This is a genomic window from Corynebacterium sp. ACRQK (assembly GCF_022345965.1).
Lineage (GTDB): Bacteria > Actinomycetota > Actinomycetes > Mycobacteriales > Mycobacteriaceae > Corynebacterium.
The window spans coordinates 538625-563969 of the sequence record NZ_JAKRMU010000001.1 but is presented as its reverse complement, the minus strand read 5'-3'; the positions used below and the strand labels follow the sequence as shown (position 1 = coordinate 563969).

Sequence of the window (25345 nt, the reverse complement as noted above, 5' to 3'; positions counted from 1 at the left end):
TGCTCTCCGCCCAACTTTGCAACAGCACCCTCGATTTTAGGTTGATGGCATCACTGTCGAGGGGCGCTAGTAGCCCCAACGCACGCCTTGAGTGGCCAGCCATTCTGCCACGCTGCCGTACTCGTGCAGCCCATCCAGCAGCCGCTGGGTGGAGTCCAGAGCTCGGCGGGCCTCGTCGGCGGTGATGTAACCCGCCAGGAGTGCTTCGCCCAACTCGTCCAGGTCCAGCACCTGGACTTTCGTCTTTGAAGATGTGCCCGGGACGTAGCTAGAGCTCGCCTGAGCCTGTTCCGGAGAAGGGGACTCGCGGAGGTGCGTCACCACATCCACGTAAATATCGCGGGTTCGCCAGGTTGCTGGGGTGGTGGCGTCATCAATCTCGATAAAGGCGATGTCTATATAGAGGTCCTGCCTGGGCTCGATCCCGTCGAAGAAGTGGAATTTGTTGAGGCGAATGTCCAGGTGGGGGACTAGCCAGGATTCGAGATAATGGAAGCGTGGGTGGCCAGGAGTGGGGCGGCGCATGTAGAGCACTGGGTTGGGGTGGGCAGTGCCAGACTGCACAGCGGCGGGCTGGGCAGGGGACAGCTCGAAGGCGTCCACGGCGCGTTCGAAGCCCTTCGGGTCGATGTTGATCGCGCGGGAGAGGTCGAAGGTCTCTTGTTTTACTTTGTGCAGGTCAGCCATCGTTTCAGGTTAATGTGGTGAGCGGGTGGGAGCGGAGTCCGGGGGAATACGGCGAGGTGTGGGTAAAGGCCGAAGGTATGAAAAAGGCCGCGCAGGAAAGCGCGGCCGAGGGGGCTTGCAGCCCGGAGGTCTAGGCGAAGGCTACTAGACGTGCAGCAGTGCCGCGGTCGGCAAGAAGCTGCAGTTGGAGTTGCCGGACTCCTTCTCGTGAGTGGTCACGCCACCCTCGAGCAGGGCAATGACGGTGCCCTTGCCGGTCTTGGCAACACCGTTGACGGTGGCCGGGCCCTTCGGGTTGATACCGGTGTAGCCCAGCGGGGTGCGACCCATCTTGCCGGTGTTGATGTTGATCCAGTGGACGTTCATCGCGGTGGTCTGCTTCTTAGCTACCGTGCCGGTACCCATTGCGGTGAAGACGAAGTTGACCTCGCCTGCGCCGACGCCTGGCAGCGGGAGCTTCGCCGGGCCGGGCACGCCCATTGCGGTGCCGACGGCCTTGTTCTTGCCACCAATGCACTTGCCGGAAACGGTCGGCCAGCCGAACTGGGTGAACGCCGGGGCGTTCTCCGGAATGTCAACGCCCGGCTTGCCATCGCCACGGAAGAAGCCAACCAGTTTCTTCAGGGAAGCCTTCACGTTTGGTGGCAGCTGCGGGTTGTTGGCGAAAGCTTCGATCTGATTCAGGACGTGCGGCGCGGGGCGGCCCAGGTGATCGATGGAGCCCTGTACCTGGGCGCCGGCGGTAGTAGGGGCCACCACGGTCGGGACTGCCAGTGCGCAGGCAGTGGTCAGTGCAGCGGCGGCACGGGTCAAGCGTCGAGAGAAAGCCACGGTGAACCTTTCGGGGTTTATTTAGTCAACTCAGATGCGTTTTAAATAGAAGATGGGAATCACATTAGTCACATCTGTCACATTTGTCACGCTGGTAACGTTCGGTAGGAACCTTTTGTAAACAATAACATCGGTCTGCAAGCTTTTCTCAAGGTTTTGGGAAAAACTTCTTCGCCCCCTATGCGTTATTGTGGAGTACTAAAGGAGTAGGCTGTGAAAGGTTCCCCTGAAGTGCCTATGCTGCACAACTAGCTTGAACCCAAGACCTTAAATACCCAAGTAAAGGAAAGTTCGGATCTGTGTCTTTGACTGAATTCCGCAATGTCGCCATCGTCGCGCACGTCGATCACGGCAAGACCACTCTCGTCGACGCCATGCTGCACCAGTCCGGCGCCTTCTCTTCGCACGGCGAAGTTGAAGAGCGCGTGATGGACTCCGGCGACCTGGAACGGGAAAAGGGCATCACGATCCTGGCGAAGAACACCGCCATCCACCGCAAGGGTCTGGGTAAAGAGGGCAGCGACCTGATCATTAACGTGATCGATACGCCCGGCCACGCCGACTTCGGCGGTGAGGTCGAGCGCGCCCTGTCCATGGTGGACGGCGTGGTTCTTCTTGTTGACGCCTCTGAGGGTCCACTGCCACAGACCCGTTTCGTGCTCGGCAAGGCCCTGGCTGCCAAGATGCCGGTGATCATCTGTGTGAACAAGACCGACCGCCCGGACGCCCGCATCGACGAGGTCGTCGAAGAGTCCCAGGATCTGCTGCTGGAGCTGGCCTCCACCCTGGAAGATGACGAGGCTGCGGAGGCTGCCGAGCAGCTGCTGGACCTGCCGGTGCTGTACACCTCCGGCCGCGAGGGCAAGGCGTCCACCGAGAACCCAGGCAACGGCAACGTCCCGGACTCCGAGGATCTGCAGCCGCTGTTCGACGTGCTCTACGACGTCCTGCCGGAGCCTTCCGCGGACGTAGATGGTCCGCTGCAGGCGCACGTCACCAACCTGGACTCCTCCTCCTTCCTGGGCCGCATTGGCCTGGTGCGTATCCACGCCGGCCGACTGCGCAAGGGCCAGCAGGTCGCCTGGATCCACTACGACGAGGACGGCAAGGAGCACGTCAAGACCGCCAAGGTGGCCGAGCTGCTGCGCACCGAGGGCGTGACCCGCGTGCCGGCCGAGGAAATGATCGCCGGCGACATCGCCGCTATCTCCGGCATCGAAGACATCATGATTGGCGATACCCTGGCCGATCCCGAGAACCCGGTTGCCCTGCCGCGCATCACCGTCGACGAGCCCGCGATCTCCATGACCATCGGCGTGAACACCTCCCCAATGGCCGGCCGCGGCGGCGGCGACAAGCTGACTGCCCGCATGGTCAAGGCCCGCCTGGACCAGGAGCTGATCGGTAACGTTTCCCTGCGCGTGCTGCCCACCGAACGCCCGGATGCCTGGGAGGTTCAGGGCCGTGGCGAGATGGCTCTGTCCGTGCTGGTGGAGACCATGCGCCGTGAAGGCTTCGAGCTGACCGTCGGTAAGCCGCAGGTGGTTACCCGCACCATCGACGGCACAGTTCACGAGCCCTACGAAAACCTGGTCATCGACGTCCCGGAGGAGCACCTCGGTGCCGTCACCCAGCTGCTGGCCGCCCGCAAGGGTCGCATGGAGTCCATGGACAACACCGGTACCGGCTGGATCCGCATGAAGTTCATCGTCCCGGCCCGCGGCCTGATCGGCTTCCGCACCGTCTTCATGACCGAAACCCGTGGTACCGGCATTGCCAACAGCTACTCCGCAGGCTACGAGCCTTGGGCGGGCGAGATTAAGGGCCGCGCTTCCGGCTCCCTGGTTGCCGACCGCTCTGGCCAGATCACGGCCTACGCGCTGATCCAGCTGGCAGACCGCGGAACCTTCTTCGTGGAACCGGGCGCAGAGGCCTACGAGGGCATGGTTGTCGGCGCGAACAACCGCGACGAAGACATGGACATCAACATCACCAAGGAAAAGAAGCTGACCAACATGCGTTCGGCAACCGCGGACGCGACGGTGACCTTGGCTAAGGCCCGGACCCTTACCCTGGAAGAGGCCATGGAGTTCTGTGGCTTCGACGAGTGTGTTGAGGTGACCCCGGAGGTCATCCGAGTGCGCAAGGTAATCCTGAACGCCACCGATCGCGCCCGTGCCCGTTCCCGCGAGAAGCAGCGCAATAACAACTCCTAAAGTTGCCCTTGTTCCCGCTCTTTCCACTGTCTAGCTCGCCGGCGCGCCGTTCCTCCGGCGCGCGCCGTCGCGGTTTTTGGAGTGTGACGCCCACAGCTGCGACCGCCCTGACATCGGCGACACTCGCCTTAACGCTGGCCGCCTGCCAGGCGAATCCGGGCGAGGCTCCGACGGTGGAGGACCCTTCCGCCTCCACCCAAACCCAGCAGCCGCAGCCGGTTGACGAGAGCCTGCGGGAGATCACGGTGGGCGTGGATCGCTTCACTGGCAACCTCAACCCGCACCTGGTGGGCAACCGCAACCCGGTGGTGGCGGCGGTTGCCGACCTGACCCTGCCGAGTGTCTACACAGCTGGCTCGATGGGGGAGAACCTCAACGATGATCTGATCAGCGAGGTCAAGCTAAACGACCGGGAGAACCCGACTGAAGTGGTCTATACCCTCCAGCCGGAGGCGCAGTGGTCCGATGGCACGCCCATCACTATCTCCGACTTCCAATACCTGCGTAAAGCGATTGTGGACGAACCCCTCGCGGAGGCGAAGGGGCTGTACCGCCACATCACCTCCATCGAGCCGGAGAAGAAGGAAAAGAGCTTCAAGGTTACCTTCGATAAGCCGCTGAACAACTGGAAGCGACTGTTCACACACCTTTTGCCCAGCCATATTTACCGGGCGGAGGGGCGCAGCTTCAGCACGATGATGGACGGGGGATCCGTCGCTTCTGCGGGGCAGTACTCCGTGAAGTCCGTGGACGAGGGGCGCGGCCTGCTGGAATTGCAGCGCAACGACCGCTACTGGGGTTCGAAGGCAGCCAAGACGGATATTATTCGCTTCAGCGCCGTGCCTAACGAATCCACAGGTGCGCAGATGATGCGCACCGAGCAGATCCAGATGTACATGACGCACCGTTCGGCCACCACCGATCTGGCTCTTAACCAACTGCCCTACACGCAGATACGCAACACCGCCCGGGGCGTGCAGCTGAACCTGCAGCTCAACCAGGCCAGCCCGATTTTCTCTGACCAGGAAACCCGCCGACGGGTACTGGGGGCGATCAACGCGGAGCGAATCGCGCGGATCGTCTCCCAGGATCCGGAAGTAGAGGCGCCGCGCTGGAACGCCACCCCGAAGACTGCCGCGGAGATGCCTCGTGACCTGCAGTCTGACGAGCGCCCAGACGGCATCGTCATCGGCGCGGTCACTGATGATCAGATGGCAGTGGATGCTGCCCGCTCCGTCGTGGACCAGCTGCTGCACGCCGGAATTCCAGCTACTGTGCGCACTGACTACGCGGGAGAGATTCTTGGTTCGGCTGTGGAGCAGGGAGAAGTCGACGGCGTGGTGACGTGGCAACGCAGCCCGCAGGCCACCTTCGACTATGTGGAACAGTACGGTTGCACCACCGCTCCCGAGGAGGAAGGTTCTGCAGATCCGTCCGGCGACGCAGACTCGAAGAACCCAGCTGAGGGTAACGGCAGCGGGGACGAAGGGGCGTCACACCCCAACATCCCCAGGGGTGGGAACCTCAGCGGTACCTGCGACCGTGACCTGGAAGAACGCTTAAACAAACTCAGCGAAGGCCACGCCGACCTTAACGACGAGCGAGAGAAGCTGGACGATCGGATCGCGGAAATCTCCACAGTACTGCCGATTCTGTCCGACCGCTTCACCGTGGTGACGTCCGACAGGCTCAACGGGCCGACTCCGGGGCTGGAAGACTGGCCGCTGGATAACAGCAGCTCGGTGCTGATCTCGGCACCGCGATGGACCTTAAGCCCCATCGAGGAAAACAAGCGCAACGCTGCAGAAAACGCCCTCCAGGAGGATTAACCCGTGATCAGAACCCCCGCCGCAGCGCAGAAGATCACCGTAATGGCGGTGCATGCGCACCCGGACGACGAAACCCTGTGGACGGGGCTGGCGCTAGCCAAGGCGCGGCGGCTGGGCCACGACGTTGCCGTTGTCACCTGCACCCTCGGCGAGGAAGGCGAGGTGATCGGGGAGAAGTACCTAGCTCTTATGGACGCCCAGCAGTACGAACGCGGCACGGGAATGCTCGGTGGTTACCGCATCGCGGAACTGCAGCGGGCGCTCAGTGCGCTGGGGGTGCAGCACGGACCGAACCTTCTGGGCGGCTGCGGTGCGTGGCGGGATTCGGGCATGGAGGGCAGTGAGTCCATCCGCCATTCGCGGGCTTTTGCGCGCGAGACCGAGGCAGCGCAGAAACTGCTGGATACGCAGGTAGAGCAGCTGATCCAGCAGATTCAGCGCATCCGGCCGGAGGTGATCCTGACGTATGCCGCCGACGGCGGCTACGGGCACCCGGACCACAAGCAGGCGCATCGCATTGTGCACGAGGCCGTGCGGCGGCTGAGTAGCGCGGGTACAGAGGAGGCAGACGCAGACGTCTTCGTTCCCAGCCAGGTGCTGTGGTGCGTGACGGAGGAAGAGAAGTTCGCCGAGGGGATGCAGGGTCTCGAGGAGGACCCGGCGGCCGTGCCCGAAGGCTGGACCTTGCCTGCTGCAGGGGAGATCGCGACCGTGCCCTCTGTGGAGGTCGATCTGGTGATTCACGGAACCGCAGAGGACGTGGCGGCCAAGCAGGCCGCCATGCGTGCCCACGCCACCCAGATTTGGGTGGCTGATGGCACGGCCTCGGACGTCAATGACCAGGTGCGGGACTCTAACCCGCCGGCGCCTACAGCAACCGCCCTGTTCTGCCTGTCGAACCTTATTACGCAGCCGCTGCTGGACAGTGAAAGCTATCGCCTGGGCTGGACGGCCCCCGGCGTGCCCGAGGATTTCTTTGCCCGCGCGCTGGGGGAAAAGCTGGTCTGAGACGGCGGGGCACTTAGGCTCCACACCGCGTGGCCTTGGAGGTCCTACGGGGTAGGGCACTAGGATGGTTCGACGTGAACGCGAAGAAAGACGAGCCCAACTGGGGCCACCCCACCAAGAGTCAGGCACGCCAAGATACGACGCGCGCTGAGCGCATTTCCGGCATCGTCTGGCTCTCCATCGGCGCGCTGTTCGGGCTGTTCATCAGCGTTTTATACATCGGCTCGCGCATTACGGTGGGGGACACGCTGGTGCCGCTGCCGTGGACAATCCTGTTTGCGTTCTTCTTCAACCGCGCGGTGACGAAAACCGCCCTTCTGTGGACCGATAACAAGCTGATAGCGGGCATTCCCGCGCTCGTGTGGCTGGCCGGCTATCTGCTGGCGGTGATGTGGCCGGAGCTGCCTGTCGGCGAGGCGACGTTAATGCCACAGACCGTGTGGTCTATGCTGCTGTTGGTGGTCGGTATGGCAGCGGCCGCGTGGCCACTTCGCCCTCAGTTTCCACTGGAACCGGTGAAGTGACAGAATAGAAGCTCAAAGAGAGCTCTGTGGAGTATGACGAACTTTTCAGAAAGGGTAGGTATTTAGACAATGACCTACACGATTGCGCAGCCCTGTGTAGACGTATTGGACCGCGCTTGCGTAGAAGAGTGCCCTGTTGACTGCATCTACGAAGGCAAGCGCATGCTGTACATCCACCCGGATGAGTGCGTGGACTGTGGCGCCTGCGAGCCTGTCTGCCCGGTTGAGGCCATCTTCTACGAAGATGACGTGCCGGACGAGTGGGAAGAGTACAACGACGCCAACGCTGCGTTCTTTGACGATCTGGGTTCCCCGGGCGGTGCCGCCAAGCTGGGGCCGCAGGATTTCGACGCGGAGCTGATCGCCAACCTGCCGCCGCAGGCCTAACCGCTTTTTCTTTATTGACTCCCACGCTTGCACCGGTTAGCGCCGGGGGTACCAAACAGGCGGTATAGAGTACAAGCATGACCTTCAAGCGCACCAAAGTAGCCGACCGACTGCCCGACTTCCCGTGGGATTCGCTTGCCGAGGCTAAGGCCAAGGCGACCAGCCACCCAGATGGGATTGTGGATTTGTCGGTCGGCACTCCTGTAGATCCGGTCTCCCCGGCCATTCAGCTGGCGCTAACGGAGTCCGCCGCGGAGCCTGGCTACCCGCAGACGAAGGGCACCAAGGAGCTGCGTGAGGCCATCGTGGGGGCGATGGAGCGCCGCTTCCAGGTGCGGGGGCTGGATGCCGATACCCAGGTGCTGCCGGTGATCGGCACTAAGGAAGCCATCGCCTGGATGCCCACCCTGCTGGGGATCGGGGCGGGTCACACGGTGGTGATCCCGGAGCTGGCCTATCCGACTTACGAGGTCTCCGCCCGCCTGGCCGGGGCCGATGTGCTGCGCAGCGATTCGCTGCTGAAGTTGGGGCCGCAGACCCCGGCGCTGATTTACCTGAACTCCCCGGCGAACCCGCACGGCCAGGTGCTGGGCGTGGATCACCTGCGCAAATTCGTGGAGTTCGCCCGGGAACGCGGCACCATCATCGTCTCCGACGAGTGCTACCTGGGCCTGGGTTGGGGCGAGGAGCGCCCTGTGTCGATCTTGGATCCGGCGGTGTGTGGGGGAGACTTCACCAACCTAATTGCCGTGCACTCGCTGTCGAAGACCTCCAACCTCGCCTCTTATCGCGCAGGCTGGTTGGCCGGCGACGGCGAGTTGATCCAGGAGCTGCTGGGCATCCGCCGCCACGCGGGCCTGATGAACCCCGGGCCGATCCAGTCCGCCATGGTGGCCGCGCTGGTGGAGGATGGTCACGAGATTCTGCAGAAGCAGCTGTACCGCCACCGCCGCGATCTGCTGAAGGCTGCCCTGCTGGAGGTTGGCTTCGACATCGAGTACTCCGACGGTGGCCTGTACCTGTGGGCCACGCAGGGGCGCGACGGTCGCGAAACTGTCGCTGAGCTGGCCGATAAGGGCATCCTCGTTGCTCCGGGTGACTTCTACGGCCCGAAGGGCAAGAACTTTGTCCGCGTGGGCCTCACCGCCACCGACGAGCGAATTGAGGCTGCCGCCCGCCGCTTGACCGGCGAAGATCCCGCAGCCGCCCGGTAGCGGGAGCTCTGAGCCTCATCCCCGCCTTGCAACGCTGGCGCCCGCCGCCGCGCCACGGCGTATCCGCCGTTAAAGCCATGCTGAGCGGCCGCGTTCCCGACGATGGCCGCACCTATCTGGCCGCTGCTGCGGGCGATTCACCCTACGCCCCTGGCACCTCGCTGGCTCCGGGGCTTGTTCTTGCGAGGCGGACGCCCACATGGGTCTATCCCGACTTCCCAGAAGAACCCGCAGAGCTGTTGGCGGCGGACATTCCTGTGTTGTATTCCGGCCCGGATGCCGTGGTGGTGGATAAGCCCCACGGTTTGCCGTCCACCCCCAACGGCAGACTGCTGCGGGCGACCGCACAGTCGCTGATGCGCGTACGTCGGCAGGAACCCGAGTTGGTGGCAGCCCACCGGCTGGACCGGGATACCCGCGGCCTGCTGGTGCTCGCGCGCAACCCGGCCACCCGTGGGTTCCTACAGACACAATTTCAGCGCCGCGAGGTCACCAAGACGTATCAGGCGCTGGCCGCGGACATTCCGGAGATCATGACGCAGTGGCAGGAAGTGCAGCTGCCGATGCTGAAAATTAAGGGCGACCCGCAGGTGAAGGTTGTGGGCGGGGAGCAGGCTCGGCCGACCGTCACGCGCATCCGGAAGCTCGCCAGCCGTGCTGGTGCGGAAGTCACACCCGCGGAAGCCATACGTGGGGGCACCCCCACGGCCGTGTACGAACTACAACCCTTGACGGGGTATACACACCAGCTGCGGGTACTGATGAATCATCTGGGAGCTCCTATTAACGGCGATGACACGTACCCGGAATACCGTCCCGGGGAGGGCGCCCTGTGCTTGCGTGCCGTCGCTATTGAGCTGGCACTGGTGGCGTCATCAAAAAACAGGCAGCGCATCGAGATCGAGCACTGCCTGGAAAAGCCGTGGTCCCAGTGGGGGAGCTTGGCCTAGTTAGTGCACGCGCCTAGTTGGCGTGCAGAGCCTCGTTGAGCTCGACAGCGGAGGCATTCGCGACGGCCTCGACTGCGCCGGAGACGGAATTGCGGCGGAATAGGAGCCCGCTGGCGCCCGAAAGCTCGGAGGCCTTGACGGATACGCCTGCCTGCTTACCCAACTGCTTGGCTACCTCGTCGGTGAGGGTCACCTTGGTGCCGAAGGTGATGTACAGGCCGGCCTCGACCGTAACGTCATCGCCCAGGGAAATGCCCACGCCGGAGTTCGCGCCCAGCAAGCAACGCTCGCCGATGGAAATGACCTCCTTGCCACCACCGGACAGAGTGCCCATGACAGAAGCGCCGCCACCGATGTCGGAGCCGTCGCCCACCACCACGCCACCGGAAATGCGGCCCTCAACCATGGAGGAACCCAGCGTGCCTGCATTGAAGTTAATGAAGCCCTCGTGCATAACGGTCGTGCCCTCGGCCAAGTGAGCACCCAGGCGCACGCGGTCCGCATCGCCGATACGCACACCCGTGGGGACCACGTAATCCACCATGCGCGGGAACTTATCCACGCTGTAGACCGTCACCGGGCCGCGCTCGGCCTGCAGGCGGGCGCGGACAGACTCGAAACCGGGGACGGCGCACGGGCCGTAGTTCGTCCACACCACATTGCTAAGCAGGCCGAACAGGCCATCCAAGTTGCAGCCGTGGGGTTGGATCTTGCGACCGGAGATCAGGTGCAGGCGCAGGTAAGCGTCGTGCGCATCGGCTGGTGCAGCGTCCAGATCGGCGATGGTAGTGGTCACCGCTACGCGGCGAGTGCCGCGGAACTCGTCCTTGCTAGCCAGATTGACCAGGGGACGGAAGGGTTCAGGGGCGGAGGCGGTGGCGTCAGAAAGATCGAGCACCTGCGTGCCCGACTCGGTGGAACCGGCGGTGCCAGATTCAGTGGCACGGGCATCAGCTGTGCCGAGGTCGAACTCGAAAAACCAGGTGTCCAGCACGTCGCCAGAATCGGTCAGAGTGGCAAATCCATGTCCATAGGCAGAAGTCATGGTTGCCGATCCTACATATGTGTTTGAACCTATGCGTTGGAGTCGCTGCCCACCGTGGTGTCATCGGCCACCTGCGACCCCTGCATTTTCTGCAGCACCAGACCGATCACACTCAGGACCACAAAGGCGATGGTGACGGTGAGGACCTGCAAGCGAGCGTCGTCGTCGAAGAGCATCAAGACCGTCAGGGCGATGAGTGCCAAGAATGTCAGCCAGGGCAGCACAGGGTAGCCCCACATGCGCACGGAAAGGCTGCCATCGCGTTCGAAGGTGGGGCGCAGCTTGATCTGGGCCAGCACGATAAACATCCAGATGACCAGTAGCGTGCCGCCGACGGCGTTGAACAGGATCTTTATCAGGTCCTCCGGCCCCCACACCTGCAGCGCAACGGAGACGAAGGCGAAGAACAGGGAGCACCACACGGCGCGGTAAGGCACTTTTTGGGCGTTGGTCTTGCGGAACCAGCGCGGCGCATTGCGCTCCTGGGAGAAGCTGTACATTAGACGGCTGGTCGCATAAATCTGCGCGTTGAAGGCCGACAGCAGAGCCAGGACGATCACGGCCTCCATGATCTCGACGATGCCCGGCATCTGGGCGAGAGCCAAGATGCGGGTGAACGGAGACTCCTCGGCGGATTCGGCCTCACCCAGGGTGTCGAAGGGCAGCAGGGCGGTGATCAGGAAGACACTGCCCAGGTAGAAAATGGAAATACGCCAGATGACGGCGCGCACGGCGGCGGCGATGGAGTTCGCCGGGTCCTTCGACTCCGCGGCAGCAATCGTAACGATCTCAATGCCGCCGAAGGCGAAAGCCACAGCCAGTAGGCCTACCGCCATACCGGAGATGCCATTGGGAGCGAAGTCAGAGAAGTTGCTGAGGCCGGGGGAGTCGTAGCTGGGAAACAGCCCCAGCAGTAGAGTCGTGCCGATAAGCAGGAAGATGACGATGACGGCGACCTTGATGAAGGCGAACCAGTATTCGAACTCGCCGAAACCGCGTACGCCAGCCAGGTTCACGATGGTGAACAGCACCACGCACACCAGGCCGGGGATCCAACCTTCTACGCCGAACCACGCGCCCATGATCGCTCCCGCGCCGGTAATCTCGGCCCCCATCACCATGATCAGCATGAACCAGTACAGCCAGCCCAGAGCAAAGCCATTCCAGCGGCCGAAAGCCATCTGGCCGTAGGTGGCGAAGGTACCGGAGGCTGGGCGAGCGGCGGCGAGCTCACCCAGCATCTGCATGACAGCGATCACCACAATGCCGGCGACAATGTAGGAAAGCAGCACGGCCGGGCCTGCCGCCTGGATGCCCACGCCCGTGCCGAGAAAAAGACCAGCGCCAATGGCCGAGCCCAAGCCCATCATGGTTAGGTGCCGGGTCTCTAGACTGTGACCCAGTTGGTTAGAGGTGCCTTCCGCGGCACCTGAATCGGAGTTTCGAGTCTTCATACCGAAAATTAGAACACAACCGCTCTTGCTAAAAGCCAGCATGGGTACTTTTAGCCCCTGTGGCGGGTAGGTTTCACCCCGCAGACCACCCGCCCGCCCCCGACGGTAGGTAGTGGGCTCGTCTAGGATCGCAAGCAATGAGTACTGCAGAATCTTCAGAATCCTCCATTGAGACTCCAATAGATCTTTTCGCCGGGGCGGTACCCTTGACCCGCCAACTCGTTGACATCTATAGCGAGTCGCACCACGAGCAGGAGATCGCAGACGCTGTTGAGCCGGCCCTCCGGGTCATCGAGAACGTGGAGGTCACGCGCCGGGGCAACACCTTGGTTGCCCGCACCCACCGCGATCTTGGGGATCGGGTAGTCCTGGCGGGGCACCTGGATACGGTGCCGCCGGCGGATAATCTGCCCTCGCGTCTGGGGCCGGATCCGGAGACGGGGGAGCAGACCGTCTTCGGTCTCGGTTCTGTGGACATGAAATCTGGCGCTGCTTGTTATGCACATGCCTTCGCCACCCTGGCCAACTCCCCGGATCTGGCCTGTGATCTGACGCTGGTTCTCTACGAGGGCGAGGAAGTAGCCACCAAGTACAACGGCCTGAACCACCTGGTGCAATCTAATCCCGACTTGCTGGAGGGGGATCTGGCGCTGCTGGGCGAACCGTCCGGGGCAATGATCGAGGCCGGATGCCAGGGAACCATTCGCGTGAAGGTAACAGCCTTGGGTGCTCGTGCACACTCCGCCCGCAGCTGGCTCGGCCACAATGCACTCCACGAGCTGGCTCGTGTGTTGGTACGCGTGGCGGATTACGAGCCGCAGGACGTGGAGATCGATGGCCTGACCTATAAGGAAGGGCTCAACGCCGTTGTGGCAGAGTCCGGCGTGGCCACTAATACCATTCCTGACGAGGCGTGGGCTTTCATCAACTTCCGCTTTGCCCCGAACCGCAGCGTGGAGGAGGCTCTGGCGCACCTGTACGAGGTGCTGCAGGTCGGCACGCCCGATAGCCCTGCCGAAGGTTTCTCTGTTTTTCTTGATGACGCCGCAGCCGCAGCCGCCCCGGGCTTGCACCAACCCTTCGCGGCGAAGCTGGTGGAGGCCACCGGAGGACGGGGGCGCCCGAAGTACGGCTGGACCGACGTGGCCCGTTTCACCGAGCTGGGCATCCCCGCTGTGAACTTCGGTCCCGGCGACCCGGGCCTGTGCCACACGAAGGACGAGCGTTGTCCGGTGGCACAGATCGAAGAGGTTAGCCGCCAGTTGATTCAGTTTCTCTCTCGCTGACGAGCGCCACGAGCCCGCAACCAGTAGCGTGAGAAGCATAAAGAAGTATAAAGATCGACCAGACATTTAAGGCACACTTACGCATGACTACCAGCGAGAACAACCGAGACTTCCGGCTTCGTGGACCGATGCTGCTGCGCGGCAAGAAGCACAGCCAGAAGCAGAAGTCCACTACGGACCAGCGCCTGCTGGGGGAGCAGGCCAGCATTGATTGGTTGCACACTGATCCGTGGCGCGTGATGCGCATCCAGTCCGAATTCGTCGATGGGTTCGGCGCGCTGGCGAAAATCCCGAAGGCGATCACTGTGTTCGGTTCCGCGCGTGTGAAGCCCGGCCACGCATACTACGAAAAGGGCCGGGAGCTGGGGCGGCTGATCCACGAAGCCGGCTACGCGACGATCACCGGCGGCGGGCCGGGCCTGATGGAAGCCCCGAACCGCGGTGCGCAGGAATCCGGCGGCATGTCCATCGGCCTGGGCATCGAGCTCCCCATGGAGCAGGGCATGAACCAATGGGTGGATCTGGGGCTGAATTTCCGCTACTTCTTCGTGCGCAAGACGATGTTCCTGAAGTACTCGCAGGCATTCATTTGCCTGCCCGGTGGCTACGGCACCTTGGATGAGCTGTTCGAAGCGCTGGTATTGGTACAGACGGAGAAGATCCGGAAGTTCCCGATAATCCTGATTGGCAAGGAGTTCTGGGGCGGGCTAGTCGACTGGATCCACGATCGACTGGTTGAAGAGGGCATGATCTCCCCAGAGGATGTGGATCTGTTCTACGTAACCGATGATCCAGCCGAGGCCGTGCGTATCTGCGTGGACGCACACGATAACCACGTCCAGAAGCTCAAGATCCGTCAGGAGGAGCTGGCGCTGGAGCAAGAGCGAATTGACGCAGAGCTGGAGCGCTTCGGCGACGAGGCGGAGCCGGGAACCAAATAAGCCCCCCACAAGCCGCCGAAACGAACCCTTGAGGCGGTAGATTAATAGGTATGTTTTGGTTGTTGTCTCTCGTCGGAGCGTTCCTCGTCGGTGCGCTCCTGGTTTATCTACTCGGTACTGTCTTCGGCCGCGGTGAGGCCCTGCCTCCCGTGACCGCGGGAAACGCAAAGCAACAGCACTGGGAGAACCTGGAGAACGGCTCGCTTACCGCCGAAGGGATCCGGGATGCCGGATTCTCTCTGGAGATTCGCGGTTACAACCAGGCTGAAGTGGACTTCTACATCGACCGGCTCGCTGGACGCATCGGGGAGCTGGAGCAGCAAGTCGGTGGCGCGGCTCACGCTACTAAGAGCCACGCTACAGAAGGACACGCTGTAGAAGACCACGCTGCAGAAACAGACATCGCAGAACCCCGTGAACAGGAGCGTTAAGCAATGGCACCGATCCCAAGCATTCCCCAGAAAGTGACCCGTGTGACGATCGGCCCGCGCGCGGAGGGATCCGAAATCATCGAAACCCAGGTGAAGGTTGCACCTGGCGCGAATGCGCCGAGCGAGATTGAGCTGGACGCCACCGGCCAGTGGGTGGCGTGGGTGCCGAACGAGCCGAGCCGCCCGCTGGACCTTAGCGATGGCCGCGAGTTCCTGGAAGACGGTTGGCGGGGCGCCGGCGCCCGGCTGGTGCGTCGCATCGGCAAGGTTGTCGACGGCCACCCCGTGCGCGCAAAGAAGCACATTGTGCAGGTGCACTTGCCGGGGGAGTTCACGCCCGCCAATGTGCGCTCCCTGGTCATCGGTCTGATCGTCGGCAACCACAGCTTCGTCACCACCAACAAGCGCAAGCCCGCCCGCGTGCGCGACGTTCACATCGTGCTGCCGGAAGGCTACGAATTCAACGGTTTCGACACTGCCGACTACGTTGCCGCAGTGACCGAAGGTAAAGCCTTGGGCAAGGCGACTTGCCTGTCGCGCGATCTGGCGAACGCGCCTGCCAACGTAAAGTCTCCGGAGTGGCTGGCCACCCGAGCCAAGAAGGCCGTGGAGGATCTGGACGGTGTTAAGGTGCGTCTGCGCGACGCGGGTTGGCTCAAGGACAAGGGCTTCGGTGGCATTCTGGCCGTCGGTGGGGGTTCCTCCCGACCGCCTATGCTGATCGAGTTGGTGTGGGATCCGCAGAAGGTAGATCAGCGCCGCCGCCGTCGCACCGTTGTGCTGGTGGGCAAGGGCGTGACCTTCGATACAGGCGGCATTAGCGTGAAGCCGGCTGCGGGCATGGACACGATGCGTACCGACATGACTGGCGGAGCCAGTGTCATTGCTGCCTTCCGTGCTTTGGCCGAGCAGCAGGTGCCGCGCAAGGTTGTGGCACTGATTCCGACGGCGGAGAACATGATCGATGGAAAGTCTTACCGCCCCGGCGATGTGGTGGAACACTACGGCGGGCTGACCTCCGAAGTGACGAACACCGATGCCGAGGGGCGCATGATCCTGGCCGATGCGGTGAGCTATGGAGCGAAGAAATACAAGCCCGCCGCCGTGGTGACCGTAGCGACGCTGACGGGGGCCGCCAAGGTGGCGCTGGGCCTGCGCACCGGTGCTGTGTTCTCCGATAACTGGGGTGCGGGCGTCAAGCTCGCCCGTCGCGGCGCTATCGTAGGCGAGCGCTGGTGGCCGATGCCGATGCAGGACTACCTGGAGGAAAACGTAACCTCCAAGATTGCCGACGTACGTCAGACCCCGAAGGGGCCGGGTGCGACCACCGCTGCGATGTTCCTGCGCCGTTTCACCCGTGCCGTACCGCTGATCCACCTGGATATCGCCGGCCCGGGGCGCGCGGAATCCACCTACGACGAAGTCACACCGGTAGGCACGGGCTTCGGCGCGCGCACTCTGGTGCAGTGGTTGATGCACTAATTGGTTGATGCGCTAGTTCCAGTGGCGCATTTAACTGCCCGCGGATACACGCCTGCCCGATATACATTTCGGGCGGTGGACGGTTTACGATGGGGTGGTCGTTTATTAGCTCCCGCCCGCGGGAGACTCGCACAATTTTTCAGGAAGGAATCTGTTCGTGCTTGCAGATGTCATTGACCTCCTTGCCGACCCCGTAGACGGTTCCCGCTTGAGCGCCGGTGATGACGAGTGGCGCACTCTGGTTTCCGAATCCGGTCACAGCTATGACGTCGCGCGTCAGGGGTATGTGACTCTCGCAGGAGGCTCCGGCCTGCGTTACTCGGGCGACGATGCGTCAATGATCGACGCTCGCGAGACCTTCCTGTCCGGTGGGCATTTCGCCCCCTTCGTGGAGGCCGTGACCACCAATGTTGAAAATGTGCTGGATGACGGCAATGTCGCTGCCGAGCACGCCCCGTCCATCGTGGAGATCGGCGCCGGCACGGGTTACTACCTAGCGCACACTCTCGACACGATCGAGCGCTCCCGCGGCGTAGGTATCGACGTTTCTACTGCGGCGGCGAAGCGCCTGGCCACTTCGCACTCTCGGGTCGGGGCCGTTGTGGCCGACGCCTGGTCGCGCCTACCGATTCTTTCGGAAAGTGTTGACGCGATCATGGTTGTCTTCGCCCCGCGTAATGCGGCAGAGTTCGCCCGTATCCTTACGCCGGAGGGACAGGTGGTTGTCCTGACCGCGGAGGTCGGCCACCTGGGTGAGCTGCGTGAACCGCTGGGCATTCTGGATGTGGAAGAAGGCAAGGTGGAGCGGATGATCAACCAGGCATCGGGCCACCTGGTGCCGGTGGGGGACCCGGAGCACATCGAGTTCCCGATGCAACTGGATCAGGCTTCCATTGCCGCCCAGATCGGCATGAGCCCCTCGGCGCGCCACATCCACCCGGACGTCTTGCAAGAGCGTATCGCCGCGCTGCCGGAGACCATGGAGGTCACGGCTCGCGCAGCCATCACGCGCCTGGCGAAGGCTAACCGCTAGAGTCGCGCTAGCGAGCGGCCGCTAGTCCTCCTCGTCGAGGATCCCCTCGGCCACGTCGCGGTCCGCGATGAGGGCCTCAGCCATGTAACGCTCCTGCTCTTCCGGAGAGGTCAGGCCCGCCTGCATACGCATGAGATGCCGACCGGCGGTCTGCATGGACGAGATGATCTTTGCTCCACCTGTGGCGCGCACGTCGATGTCGGAGATCTGCGAGTGCGCTGGAATTGCGCTGGTCAGTGTCACGGCGCCTCCGTCGGCGAAAATCTCACACACCGGGCCGTCGAGGAAGATCGTCAGCGTATCCGAATCCGCATCCTTCAACGGAGCGGTGCGCGTGTCCACGCCCAGGCGGGTGATGGAGACCGAGTCGTTGGTGTAGCTGATGGTTGCGATGACCTGCCCGGAGTCGTCCGTCACGTCGACGTCGACACTGCCCTGTGCGACATCCAGCTGGGTGGTCCAGAGGAATGCGTAGTCCGAAAATGTGCGCACGGCGGTCGGGGCACCGACGATGTCCTGGAAAAGCTCGCCGTCTACCAGCGTGAGGTAACGCGGTGTTGACAGGCAGTTCGCCCATTGCCCATCCAGCGAAGGGTGGGCGCCAACCAGGCCGAACATCACCGGAGTGGTGTGGTCAATTACGCGGGGGCGCGTGAAGTCATGACCAAAGTCGATGACGGTGTAGGGGCTGGTCAGGTTGAACGACGTGCCGCTGAGGTTGCCGACGATGTACCCCGCGACCTCATCGGATTCCCCAGCGTCGCCGGGGAAGGTCACGAACAGGACATCGCGGCGGACGGAAGAGTCGGCGTCCACCATAGAAACAATGCGCGGCGCGAACGGGCGGCCGGGGCGCAGGGCGGCCTCGGCCGGCAGCTCGATGGGCCCCAGAACGCGCCAGTGCTGGCGGTCGGCGGAGCGCAGGACGACGATCTGTGCGTCCTTGTCGCCGTTGAGAGAGAGCGCGACCATCAGCCATTCCTCGTCCGGGTTGGCGGGATCCTCGTGGCGAATAACGCTGGGGGTCACCAGGTTTTCTACGGGGAAGGCGGAGTCGTCGATGTCGATGGGACCCAGGCGACGGACGTGGGGGTCCGGTAGGCTCGGATCGTCCGAAACTTCCGTGGCCTCCATCAGGTTTGGGATTTCCGCGCGCTCGATGGTGAAGGTGCGCGGCCCGCGCTGACCATGGGGGATGTCTGCTGCCAGAGCCTGGTCTGTGGATGCCTCGTCCGTGGCGCGGGTGGTGACGAAGAACAGCTCAGCTCCCAGCCCCATCGGAACCGCCGCGCCGGCGAGGACGTCCACCTCGGGGCCGTTGGAGACATTAGTGCCGGCATCTTGAGCAGCATCGTCCTGCGCGGGGAGCCCCTGGTTCGGGACTACGACGTCGTCGCAGATGTCCCAGTCGTATGTCGCCTCCGAGGCCACCTGGTGTGCCCAGCGCGATCCCTCGGCAGCGCGGGGGCGGAACTGGTGGAAAACATGCAGGGCGTGACCCGTGAAGACGGCGCCTGCGGGGGCTTCCAGCACCCCCGTTTCTGCGGTGACGTGCAGTTCCGGGCGGTGCTTATGGGAGGAAGAGTGCATGCTCCCATTCATACCAGCGGATTCTGTTTAAAGCAGAGACCTGTAAACGTCCACGGTCTGCTCGGCGATGGTGGCCCAACTGAAGGTCGTCACCGCGCGCTGGCGGCCGGCCTCGCCGAAGGCTCGCACCTTCTGCTGATCCGCCACGAGTGCATTCGTCGAGTCGGCCAAGCCACGCTCAAAGGTCTCGGCGTCGTTCTCGTCGTAGTGGACCAGGGTGCCGGTCTCCCCATCTACGACAACCTCAGGAATGCCGCCCACGTCAGAGGCCACAACGGCCGTGCCACAGGCCATGGCTTCTAGGTTCACGATGCCCAGCGGCTCGTAGATGGAGGGGCACAGGAACGCATCGGAGGCCGACAGAATCTCCTGCAGGTTCGGCTTGTCCATCATTTCCTTCACCCAGTACACGCCGTCGCGCTCTGCCTGCAGCTTCTCAACAAGCGCGGTGACCTCGGCCTCGATCTCCGGGGTATCCGGCGCGCCGGCGCACAGCACAACCTGGATCTCTGGGTCGAGGTGCGCGACCGCCTTGAGCAGGTGGGGCACGCCCTTTTGTCGCGTGATGCGTCCGACGAAGGAGACGATGGGGCGGTTGGGGGCGACGCCCAGTTCCGTGAGTACGGATCGATTGCCAGCCTCCACGGCCGCCTCGAAGGTTGGGCGGGGTTGCCACAGCTCGGAGTCAATGCCGTTGAGCACGACGTGGATGCGGTCCGGGTCGATGGCCGGGTATGCGTCGAGGATGGATTCTTTCATTTTCGCGGACACGGCGATGACGGCATCCGCGTTCTCCATCGCGTTCTTCTCCGACCAGGAGGAGACGTCGTATCCGCCGCCGAGCTGCTCGCGCTTCCACGGGCGGTGTGGCTCCAGGGAGTGAGCGGTGGCCACGTGGGGGATTCCGTTCAGCAGGCCGCCGACGTGGCCTCCCAGGCCGGTGTACCAGGTGTGGGAGTGGACAACCTCGGCGTCGCCCAGAGAGTTCGCCATGCGCAGGCCGGTGGAAAGGGTCTTGATGGAACCGTTGGCCTCGGCGAGCTCCGAATCTACGCCGTGGACGTAGACATCCTGCTCCTCGCGCGGCCCGCCCATGCAGTGCACGTCCACGTGCTCGAGCTTCCGCATGTAACGAACCAACTCGGTGACGTGCACGCCGGCACCACCGTAAATCTCTGGGGGATATTCCTTTGTCAGCATGGCGATACGCATGCCTCCAGATTAACCACGCGGGGCACTGCGTGTCCTGGCAAGCAAATGGGCTGCTCATCACGGGTGACGAATTAGGGGGCACCGGGTGGTTACCCGATTAGCTGCTTGGCAAGCAAAAGTAAAGCTGTGTCGCTAGGTTGGAAAGTGTGAAGAGCAGATCAAACGTCCTGTCCATTGTCCTTGCCGGTGGCGAGGGGAAGCGCCTCTACCCTTTCACCGCTGACCGCGCTAAGCCCGCCGTTCCCTTCGGCGGTAACTATCGCCTGATCGACTTCGTGCTATCTAACCTGGTCAACGCCGGTTACTACAAGATCTGCGTGTTGACTCAGTACAAGTCGCACTCCCTTGACCGCCACATCTCCCAGTCGTGGCAGCTGTCCGGCCTGACCGGCCAATACATCACCCCGGTTCCGGCACAGCAGCGACTTGGCAAGCGCTGGTTCACCGGTTCTGCGGATGCAATTCTGCAGTCCCTCAACCTGGTGTACGACGAGCAGCCGGATTACATCATCGTGTTCGGTGCGGACCACGTCTACCGCATGGATCCGGAGCAGATGGTGCAGGAGCACATCAACAGCGGCGCTGGAGTGACCGTCGCTGGTCTGCGCGTTCCGCGTCACGAAGCAACGGCGTTCGGCGTGATCCAGGCGGACGATAACAACAAGATCGAGCAGTTCCTGGAGAAGCCTGCGGAGCCGCCGAGCGTGCCGGACGACCCAGAGGTCTCCTTTGCCTCCATGGGTAACTACGTCTTCACCGCGCAGACGCTGATCGACACGCTGAAGGAGGACTCCGAGGACGAGAACTCCAACCACGACATGGGCGGCGACATCATCCCGCGCCTAGTCGACCGCGGGGAGGCATACGTCTACGATTTCTCCAACAACTACGTCCCGGGCGAGACTGAGCGCGACAAAGGCTATTGGCGCGATGTGGGTACCGTTGATGCGTTCTACGAGGCTCACATGGACCTGATCAGTGTGCACCCGGTTTTTAACCTGTACAACCAGCAGTGGCCGATCCACACTGCGGAGACGGGTAACCTTCCGCCCGCGAAGTTTGTCAAGGGCGGTATTGCTCAGTCCTCCATGGTTTCGGCGGGCTGCATCATCTCCGCCGGTACGGTGCGTAACTCCGTTCTGAGCGAGAACGTGATTGTGGAAGAGGGCGCCTCTGTCGAAGGCTGTGTGATCATGCCAGGCGTGCGCATTGGCCGCGGAGCCGTAGTGCGCCACGCAATCATCGACAAGAACGTTCAGGTTTCCGCAGGCGAGATCATCGGCGTGGATCGCGCCCGCGACCAGGATCGCTTCACCATCTCCAAGGGTGGCGTAGTCTGCATCGGTAAGAACGTGGTCGTCTAACGCTGTCGTCGAGTGCGGCCGTAAAAAGCGAACCGCACTGGGAAGAACCGCACCAGGAAAATCTCCGCGCCTTCAGATTGGGCGCGGGGATTTCCGATTAGCTGGTTTTGGTGATCAGCGTGGCGCCGGCGCCAAGGGGGAGACGGGAGACCTTGGCGTTGTCCAGCTCGCGAAAGAATTGATCTGCCTCGCGGGCGCGCACGGTCTGGCGATCGGTGTGGTTATCGTCTCCGACCAGGCCGTCCATCAGGCTGTCCAGCAGGATCAGCAAACCACCGGTGCGCAGGGCTGGAAGGGTGGATTCCACAATGGCCGTGAACTCCTCCGTGGCTGCCTCTGCGACCGCGATGTCGTAGCTATCGTTCGCCAGCCGGCGAATGACGTCCAGCGGTGCACTGGGGAGGAAACGGAAGGTATTGGGACGCTGTCCTGCGTTGGCGAAAGCTTGCTTGGCTAACTGCTGGTGCTGCACCTCCGGCTCGATGCACGTCAGGTGACCTTCTACCTGTGCTGCGTTCAGTCCCTTAAACAGGTGCAGGCCAATCACACCGCTGGCGGGAGAAACGATAATGCCGGTGGGGGTGTGCCCCTGGGCAGCGGCGTTCGCGCCAGCGCGGGTGGCGATGAACTCCAAGAACTCGGCAGTCATCGCATCGGGAGTGAGCAGACCAAACTCTTCTGCTGCCTCTACGGCAGCGGTGGTCACCTCGTCCGGCTCGGTGGTCGCCCGGACGTGCTCACGGATGGCCTCAATGGGGGAAGATGATGCAGCATTCACGCTTCCACACGATAGGCCAGGAATGCGTTGATGTTGAGCTTGCCCTCGGCATGTCAGGCGGTGGCGTCAAAAATAGAAAAGAGAGTAAACAGAAGTGACCGAAGTGACGAACTTTCTTTGCTCCCCAGATAGGGGTAAAATCCTCACAGGAAACTGCCAGGTGAGCAGCACAACTTTTTGAGGACGATTAGCCATAATTACGGTCATGAACGCAGACCAGAACCCCGTTCCGCGAACCACCGCCGAGTTCGACGCAGGAACGGGTGATCTTCCGACCTGGGGGGAACTGGTCGCAGAGCACGCCGACAGTGTGTACCGCCTGGCCTACCGGCTCGCGGGTAACCAGCAAGATGCAGAAGACCTTACGCAGGATACGTTCATGCGTGTTTTCCGTAGCCTGAAGAGCTACCAGCCGGGAACCTTTGAAGGTTGGCTGCACCGCATCACCACCAACCTGTTCCTCGACATGGTTCGGCGCCGCGCGAAGATCCGCATGGAGGCGCTGCCGGAGGATTACGACCGCATCGAAGGCGGTATCGCCGACCCCGCGGCCACGTTCGAACTCAACAACCTCGACCCGGCACTGGAGCAGGCGCTGGATCAGCTGGCTCCCGAATACCGCGTGGCAGTCGTTCTGTGCGACGGGCTGGGCATGAGTTACGACGAGATTTCTCAAACTCTCGGTATCAAGATGGGCACCGTCCGCTCCCGCATCCACCGCGCCCGCGCGCAACTTCGGGGTAACCTGGAGCGTAACCAAGGCGAACTGGTTTTCACTGGCCAGGCTTAGCGCGGTCTAGGTCTGGCTGAGCTGCTACTGGTAGCTAAGCAGCTTAGAGCGTAACCGCAACTAGGACATGCAGAAAGGCAGGTAGGGCACGTGACATCTTTCGTAGAGAATTTTCCAGGGGAGTTGTCCGTAGACCACCTGTCCACCGAAGCCATCGCCGCGCTGGTTGATGGGGAACTATCCCGCCGAGCCGAACACCGAGCGAAGATCCACCTGGTGCACTGCGAAACCTGCCGTGCGGAGGTGCGCGCTCAACGCAGTGCAGCGCACCGTCTGCGTGAGCACGCCTCGGCGGTGTACACCCCCGGCGGACTGATGGAAAAGCTGCAGCGCATTCCAGACGAGTGCGACGAAGACGAGGCTCCGCACCGCTTCTCCGTCGATGGCTGCCGCCGCCCGGAAACTCTCGTCGACCGCGTCGACCTCCTGCTGAGAAAGCTCCCCTTCCGCGGTAAGTAAAGTGAAAGTCTCTACGGAGTAAGCTAGGTTAGACAGGTGTTTTCCAATGTAGGTTGGGGCGAAGTCCTCGTACTCTTGATCGTTGCGCTATTCCTGATCGGCCCGGAGCGCTTGCCGGGGCTCATCAAGGAAGCCCGCGCAATGCTACTGGCGGTGCGGAAGGCCGTTTCGCAGGCGAAGGAGCAGATCGACGGAGAGCTGGGGGAGGACTTCCGGGAGTTCTCCAAGCCACTGCAGGAGCTCAACTCGGTGCGCCAGATGGGAGCGAAGGGCTTCATCAGCAAGACTCTTCTGGATGATGACGATAGCTTCCTGACCTCCTTCAATGAGACGAAGCAGGATGTGAAGGACACCGTCGATACCGTGCGCAAGCCGAACCTGCGCGAGGCCCTCAAAGCCGACAAGAACAAGAGTTCTGCGGAGCCCCAACCCGCCCCTGCTAGTGGTAGCGCGGATAACGGCGGTATTGCCGTGACCCAGCAGTCCAACGCAGGCGAGTCCCGCTCTAGCCTCGATTCCCCAGTCGCCGAAGCCGCCGAGCAGCTGACGGGTGACGCGGGGAACCCGGACACAGCTAAAGAAAAGCCCTCCGCACCCGGCTACGGGTGGGAGGACGTGACCTAAGCTCTTTGCTCGGGTTTTCCTTCTGCTTCGCCTACTTCTTTGTGACGCCGAGATTCAGCGACTTACCTGCCAGCGAACTGCGGCGCACCGCCAGCTGATCGGCGATCCCACCGAAAGCGATGGTGGCCGGCGAGTTCGGTTCGGACAACACAATTGGGTTGCCCAGGTCGCCGCCGACGCGCAGGTTCGGATCCAGCGGAATCTGGCCCATCAGCGGCACCTTAGCGCCAGTGATCTGGGATAGGCGGTCGGCGACGAACTGGCCACCACCGGAGCCGAAGACCTCCATGCGGGAGCCGTCCGGCATGTCCATCCAGCTCATGTTCTCGATCACGCCGCCGATGCGCTGGCGGGTTTGCTGGGAGATCGAGCCGGCACGCTCAGCAACCTCTGCGGCGGCGGCCTGCGGGGTGGTAACGATCAGCAGCTCGGCATTCGGCACCAGCTGTGCCACCGAGATCGCCACGTCGCCGGTGCCCGGGGGCAGATCCAGCAGCAGGATGTCCAGGTCGCCCCAGAAAACATCAGCCAGGAACTGCTGGATCGCGCGGTGCAGCATCGGGCCACGCCACACGACGGGGGAGTTATCGCCGATGAAGTGGCCGATGGAGATCAGCTTCACGCCGTGCGCTTGCAGCGGCATGATCATCTCGTCCACCTGGTGCGGCTTGTCCGTGGAGCCCATGAGGCCGGGGACGGAGTGGCCGTAAATGTCAGCGTCGATTACGCCGACTTTAAGGCCGCGCTTCTGCAAAGCGACAGCGAGGTTTACGGTGACGCTGGACTTGCCCACGCCGCCCTTACCGGAGGCGACTGCAAATACTCGGGTGGTGGAATCAGCCTGGGCGAAGGGGATCACCGGGTCGGCCGAGTCGCCTCGCACCATCTGGCGGACATTACGGCGCTGCTCATCGCTCATAACGTCGGTGGTGACCGTGACGTTTTCCACGCCTTCGACGGAAGCCGCGGCCTCGCGCGTCTTCTCCGTCAGGTGGTTCTTCATTGGGCAACCGGCGATCGTCAGGTAGATCTCCACGGCGACATCACTACCGTTGATGTCGATGGACTTCACCATGCCGAGATCCGTGATCGTGCGGTTTAGTTCAGGATCCTCTACGCGGGATAGCGCGCTGCGTACAGCGGATTCAGTGACTTGGGACATGATGGGTTTCAGTCTATCGAACGACCGGCGAGACGCTAATTTGGCCTC

At 62.7% G+C, this 25345-nt stretch carries 24 protein-coding genes; 16 read left to right on the top strand and 8 right to left on the bottom strand.

Features of this window, described 5'->3' with window-relative positions:
- Positions 1–66: 66 nt before the first annotated feature.
- Positions 67–687: a DUF402 domain-containing protein gene (locus tag MHX63_RS02505; protein WP_239387097.1), complete on the bottom strand. Its 621-nt coding sequence runs from the start codon at positions 685–687 to the stop codon at positions 67–69.
- Between the two features lie 144 nt (positions 688–831).
- The gene (locus tag MHX63_RS02500; RefSeq protein WP_239387096.1) at positions 832–1518 is read right to left on the bottom strand and encodes a hypothetical protein; all 687 of its coding nucleotides are present in this window, start codon (positions 1516–1518) and stop codon (positions 832–834) included.
- 299 nt (positions 1519–1817) lie between these two features.
- On the opposite strand from MHX63_RS02500, the gene typA reads away from it, so the two are divergent.
- The 7 genes from typA to MHX63_RS02465 all read left to right on the top strand — a co-directional run bounded on the left by typA (position 1818) and on the right by MHX63_RS02465 (position 9646).
- A complete protein-coding gene (typA, locus tag MHX63_RS02495) occupies positions 1818–3734 on the top strand; it encodes a translational GTPase TypA (RefSeq protein WP_239387095.1) in 1917 nt (638 codons plus the stop codon).
- An 83-nt stretch (positions 3735–3817) separates the two neighbouring features.
- The gene (locus MHX63_RS02490; protein WP_239387094.1) at positions 3818–5563 is read left to right on the top strand and encodes an ABC transporter family substrate-binding protein; all 1746 of its coding nucleotides are present in this window, start codon (positions 3818–3820) and stop codon (positions 5561–5563) included.
- 3 nt (positions 5564–5566) lie between these two features.
- Positions 5567–6571: an N-acetyl-1-D-myo-inositol-2-amino-2-deoxy-alpha-D-glucopyranoside deacetylase gene (gene mshB, locus MHX63_RS02485; protein ID WP_239387093.1), complete on the top strand. Its 1005-nt coding sequence runs from the start codon at positions 5567–5569 to the stop codon at positions 6569–6571.
- Positions 6572–6600: 29 nt separating this feature from the next.
- Positions 6601–7095 carry a hypothetical protein gene (locus MHX63_RS02480; RefSeq protein ID WP_239387092.1) on the top strand — a complete coding sequence of 165 codons (495 nt, stop codon included), beginning with the start codon at positions 6601–6603 and terminating at the stop codon, positions 7093–7095.
- Between the two features lie 69 nt (positions 7096–7164).
- Positions 7165–7482, top strand: a complete 318-nt coding sequence (gene fdxA / locus MHX63_RS02475; RefSeq protein WP_011273859.1) for a ferredoxin — start codon at positions 7165–7167, stop codon at positions 7480–7482.
- Positions 7483–7559: 77 nt separating this feature from the next.
- Positions 7560–8696, top strand: a complete 1137-nt coding sequence (gene dapC / locus MHX63_RS02470; RefSeq protein WP_239387091.1) for a succinyldiaminopimelate transaminase — start codon at positions 7560–7562, stop codon at positions 8694–8696.
- Between the two features lie 26 nt (positions 8697–8722).
- On the top strand, positions 8723–9646 hold the full coding sequence (locus MHX63_RS02465; RefSeq protein WP_239387090.1) for a pseudouridine synthase: 924 nt from the start codon (positions 8723–8725) through the stop codon (positions 9644–9646).
- 13 nt (positions 9647–9659) lie between these two features.
- Here MHX63_RS02465 and dapD read toward each other — a convergent pair whose 3' ends face one another.
- Both dapD and MHX63_RS02455 read right to left on the bottom strand, forming a co-directional pair.
- Positions 9660–10691 (bottom strand): 2,3,4,5-tetrahydropyridine-2,6-dicarboxylate N-succinyltransferase, encoded by a 1032-nt coding sequence (gene dapD, locus MHX63_RS02460; RefSeq protein WP_239387089.1) that lies wholly within the window; start codon positions 10689–10691, stop codon positions 9660–9662.
- Positions 10692–10720: 29 nt separating this feature from the next.
- Positions 10721–12145, bottom strand: coding sequence for an amino acid permease (locus MHX63_RS02455; RefSeq protein WP_239387088.1), 1425 nt, complete (start codon positions 12143–12145; stop codon positions 10721–10723).
- Positions 12146–12282: 137 nt separating this feature from the next.
- On the opposite strand from MHX63_RS02455, the gene dapE reads away from it, so the two are divergent.
- The 5 genes from dapE to MHX63_RS02430 all read left to right on the top strand — a co-directional run bounded on the left by dapE (position 12283) and on the right by MHX63_RS02430 (position 17318).
- Entirely contained in the window at positions 12283–13431 is a 1149-nt protein-coding gene (gene dapE, locus MHX63_RS02450; RefSeq protein WP_239387087.1) for a succinyl-diaminopimelate desuccinylase, read from the top strand.
- Between the two features lie 83 nt (positions 13432–13514).
- Positions 13515–14372, top strand: coding sequence for a TIGR00730 family Rossman fold protein (locus MHX63_RS02445; RefSeq protein ID WP_239387086.1), 858 nt, complete (start codon positions 13515–13517; stop codon positions 14370–14372).
- A gap of 50 nt (positions 14373–14422) precedes the next feature.
- Complete coding sequence (locus tag MHX63_RS02440; protein ID WP_239387085.1) at positions 14423–14803, top strand: DivIVA domain-containing protein; 381 nt, start codon at positions 14423–14425, stop codon at positions 14801–14803.
- A 3-nt stretch (positions 14804–14806) separates the two neighbouring features.
- The gene (locus MHX63_RS02435) at positions 14807–16285 is read left to right on the top strand and encodes a M17 family metallopeptidase (protein WP_239387084.1); all 1479 of its coding nucleotides are present in this window, start codon (positions 14807–14809) and stop codon (positions 16283–16285) included.
- Positions 16286–16442: 157 nt separating this feature from the next.
- Positions 16443–17318, top strand: a complete 876-nt coding sequence (locus tag MHX63_RS02430; protein ID WP_239387083.1) for a methyltransferase domain-containing protein — start codon at positions 16443–16445, stop codon at positions 17316–17318.
- A 21-nt stretch (positions 17319–17339) separates the two neighbouring features.
- Here the strand turns inward: MHX63_RS02430 and MHX63_RS02425 are convergent, their stop codons facing one another.
- Positions 17340–18908, bottom strand: coding sequence for a GH32 C-terminal domain-containing protein (locus tag MHX63_RS02425; RefSeq protein WP_239387082.1), 1569 nt, complete (start codon positions 18906–18908; stop codon positions 17340–17342).
- Between the two features lie 27 nt (positions 18909–18935).
- Positions 18936–20120 (bottom strand): glycogen synthase, encoded by a 1185-nt coding sequence (glgA, locus tag MHX63_RS02420; RefSeq protein ID WP_239387081.1) that lies wholly within the window; start codon positions 20118–20120, stop codon positions 18936–18938.
- Positions 20121–20266: 146 nt separating this feature from the next.
- On the opposite strand from glgA, the gene glgC reads away from it, so the two are divergent.
- Positions 20267–21484: a glucose-1-phosphate adenylyltransferase gene (glgC, locus tag MHX63_RS02415; RefSeq protein WP_239387080.1), complete on the top strand. Its 1218-nt coding sequence runs from the start codon at positions 20267–20269 to the stop codon at positions 21482–21484.
- 97 nt (positions 21485–21581) lie between these two features.
- On the opposite strand, the gene MHX63_RS02410 is transcribed toward glgC, so the two are convergent.
- Positions 21582–22262 carry an O-methyltransferase gene (locus tag MHX63_RS02410; protein ID WP_239387079.1) on the bottom strand — a complete coding sequence of 227 codons (681 nt, stop codon included), beginning with the start codon at positions 22260–22262 and terminating at the stop codon, positions 21582–21584.
- 205 nt (positions 22263–22467) lie between these two features.
- Between MHX63_RS02410 and sigE the strand changes: the two genes are divergently transcribed.
- The 3 genes from sigE to tatB all read left to right on the top strand — a co-directional run bounded on the left by sigE (position 22468) and on the right by tatB (position 24135).
- On the top strand, positions 22468–23052 hold the full coding sequence (gene sigE, locus MHX63_RS02405; protein WP_239387078.1) for an RNA polymerase sigma factor SigE: 585 nt from the start codon (positions 22468–22470) through the stop codon (positions 23050–23052).
- Positions 23053–23142: 90 nt separating this feature from the next.
- Positions 23143–23511, top strand: a complete 369-nt coding sequence (locus MHX63_RS02400; protein ID WP_239387077.1) for a zf-HC2 domain-containing protein — start codon at positions 23143–23145, stop codon at positions 23509–23511.
- Positions 23512–23547: 36 nt separating this feature from the next.
- Positions 23548–24135 (top strand): Sec-independent protein translocase subunit TatB, encoded by a 588-nt coding sequence (gene tatB, locus MHX63_RS02395; RefSeq protein ID WP_239387076.1) that lies wholly within the window; start codon positions 23548–23550, stop codon positions 24133–24135.
- Between the two features lie 31 nt (positions 24136–24166).
- Here the strand turns inward: tatB and MHX63_RS02390 are convergent, their stop codons facing one another.
- The gene (locus MHX63_RS02390) at positions 24167–25297 is read right to left on the bottom strand and encodes an Mrp/NBP35 family ATP-binding protein (RefSeq protein ID WP_070488153.1); all 1131 of its coding nucleotides are present in this window, start codon (positions 25295–25297) and stop codon (positions 24167–24169) included.
- Between the last annotated feature and the right edge of the window lie 48 nt (positions 25298–25345).

Bases quoted from the DNA above. Each gene is read 5' to 3' on its own strand.
- dapD (WP_239387089.1), bottom strand. From the start codon at position 10,691: ATGACTTCTGCCTATGGACATGGATTTGCCACTCTGACCGATTCTGGC.
- MHX63_RS02455 (WP_239387088.1), bottom strand. From the start codon at position 12,145: ATGAAGACTCGAAACTCCGATTCAGGTGCCGCGGAAGGCACCTCTAAC.
- fdxA (WP_011273859.1), top strand. From the start codon at position 7,165: ATGACCTACACGATTGCGCAGCCCTGTGTAGACGTATTGGACCGCGCT.
- dapC (WP_239387091.1), top strand. From the start codon at position 7,560: ATGACCTTCAAGCGCACCAAAGTAGCCGACCGACTGCCCGACTTCCCG.
- dapE (WP_239387087.1), top strand. From the start codon at position 12,283: ATGAGTACTGCAGAATCTTCAGAATCCTCCATTGAGACTCCAATAGAT.
- MHX63_RS02445 (WP_239387086.1), top strand. From the start codon at position 13,515: ATGACTACCAGCGAGAACAACCGAGACTTCCGGCTTCGTGGACCGATG.
- glgA (WP_239387081.1), bottom strand. From the start codon at position 20,120: ATGCGTATCGCCATGCTGACAAAGGAATATCCCCCAGAGATTTACGGT.
- MHX63_RS02425 (WP_239387082.1), bottom strand. From the start codon at position 18,908: ATGCACTCTTCCTCCCATAAGCACCGCCCGGAACTGCACGTCACCGCA.
- sigE (WP_239387078.1), top strand. From the start codon at position 22,468: ATGAACGCAGACCAGAACCCCGTTCCGCGAACCACCGCCGAGTTCGAC.
- MHX63_RS02440 (WP_239387085.1), top strand. From the start codon at position 14,423: ATGTTTTGGTTGTTGTCTCTCGTCGGAGCGTTCCTCGTCGGTGCGCTC.
- MHX63_RS02435 (WP_239387084.1), top strand. From the start codon at position 14,807: ATGGCACCGATCCCAAGCATTCCCCAGAAAGTGACCCGTGTGACGATC.
- MHX63_RS02505 (WP_239387097.1), bottom strand. From the start codon at position 687: ATGGCTGACCTGCACAAAGTAAAACAAGAGACCTTCGACCTCTCCCGC.
- MHX63_RS02390 (WP_070488153.1), bottom strand. From the start codon at position 25,297: ATGTCCCAAGTCACTGAATCCGCTGTACGCAGCGCGCTATCCCGCGTA.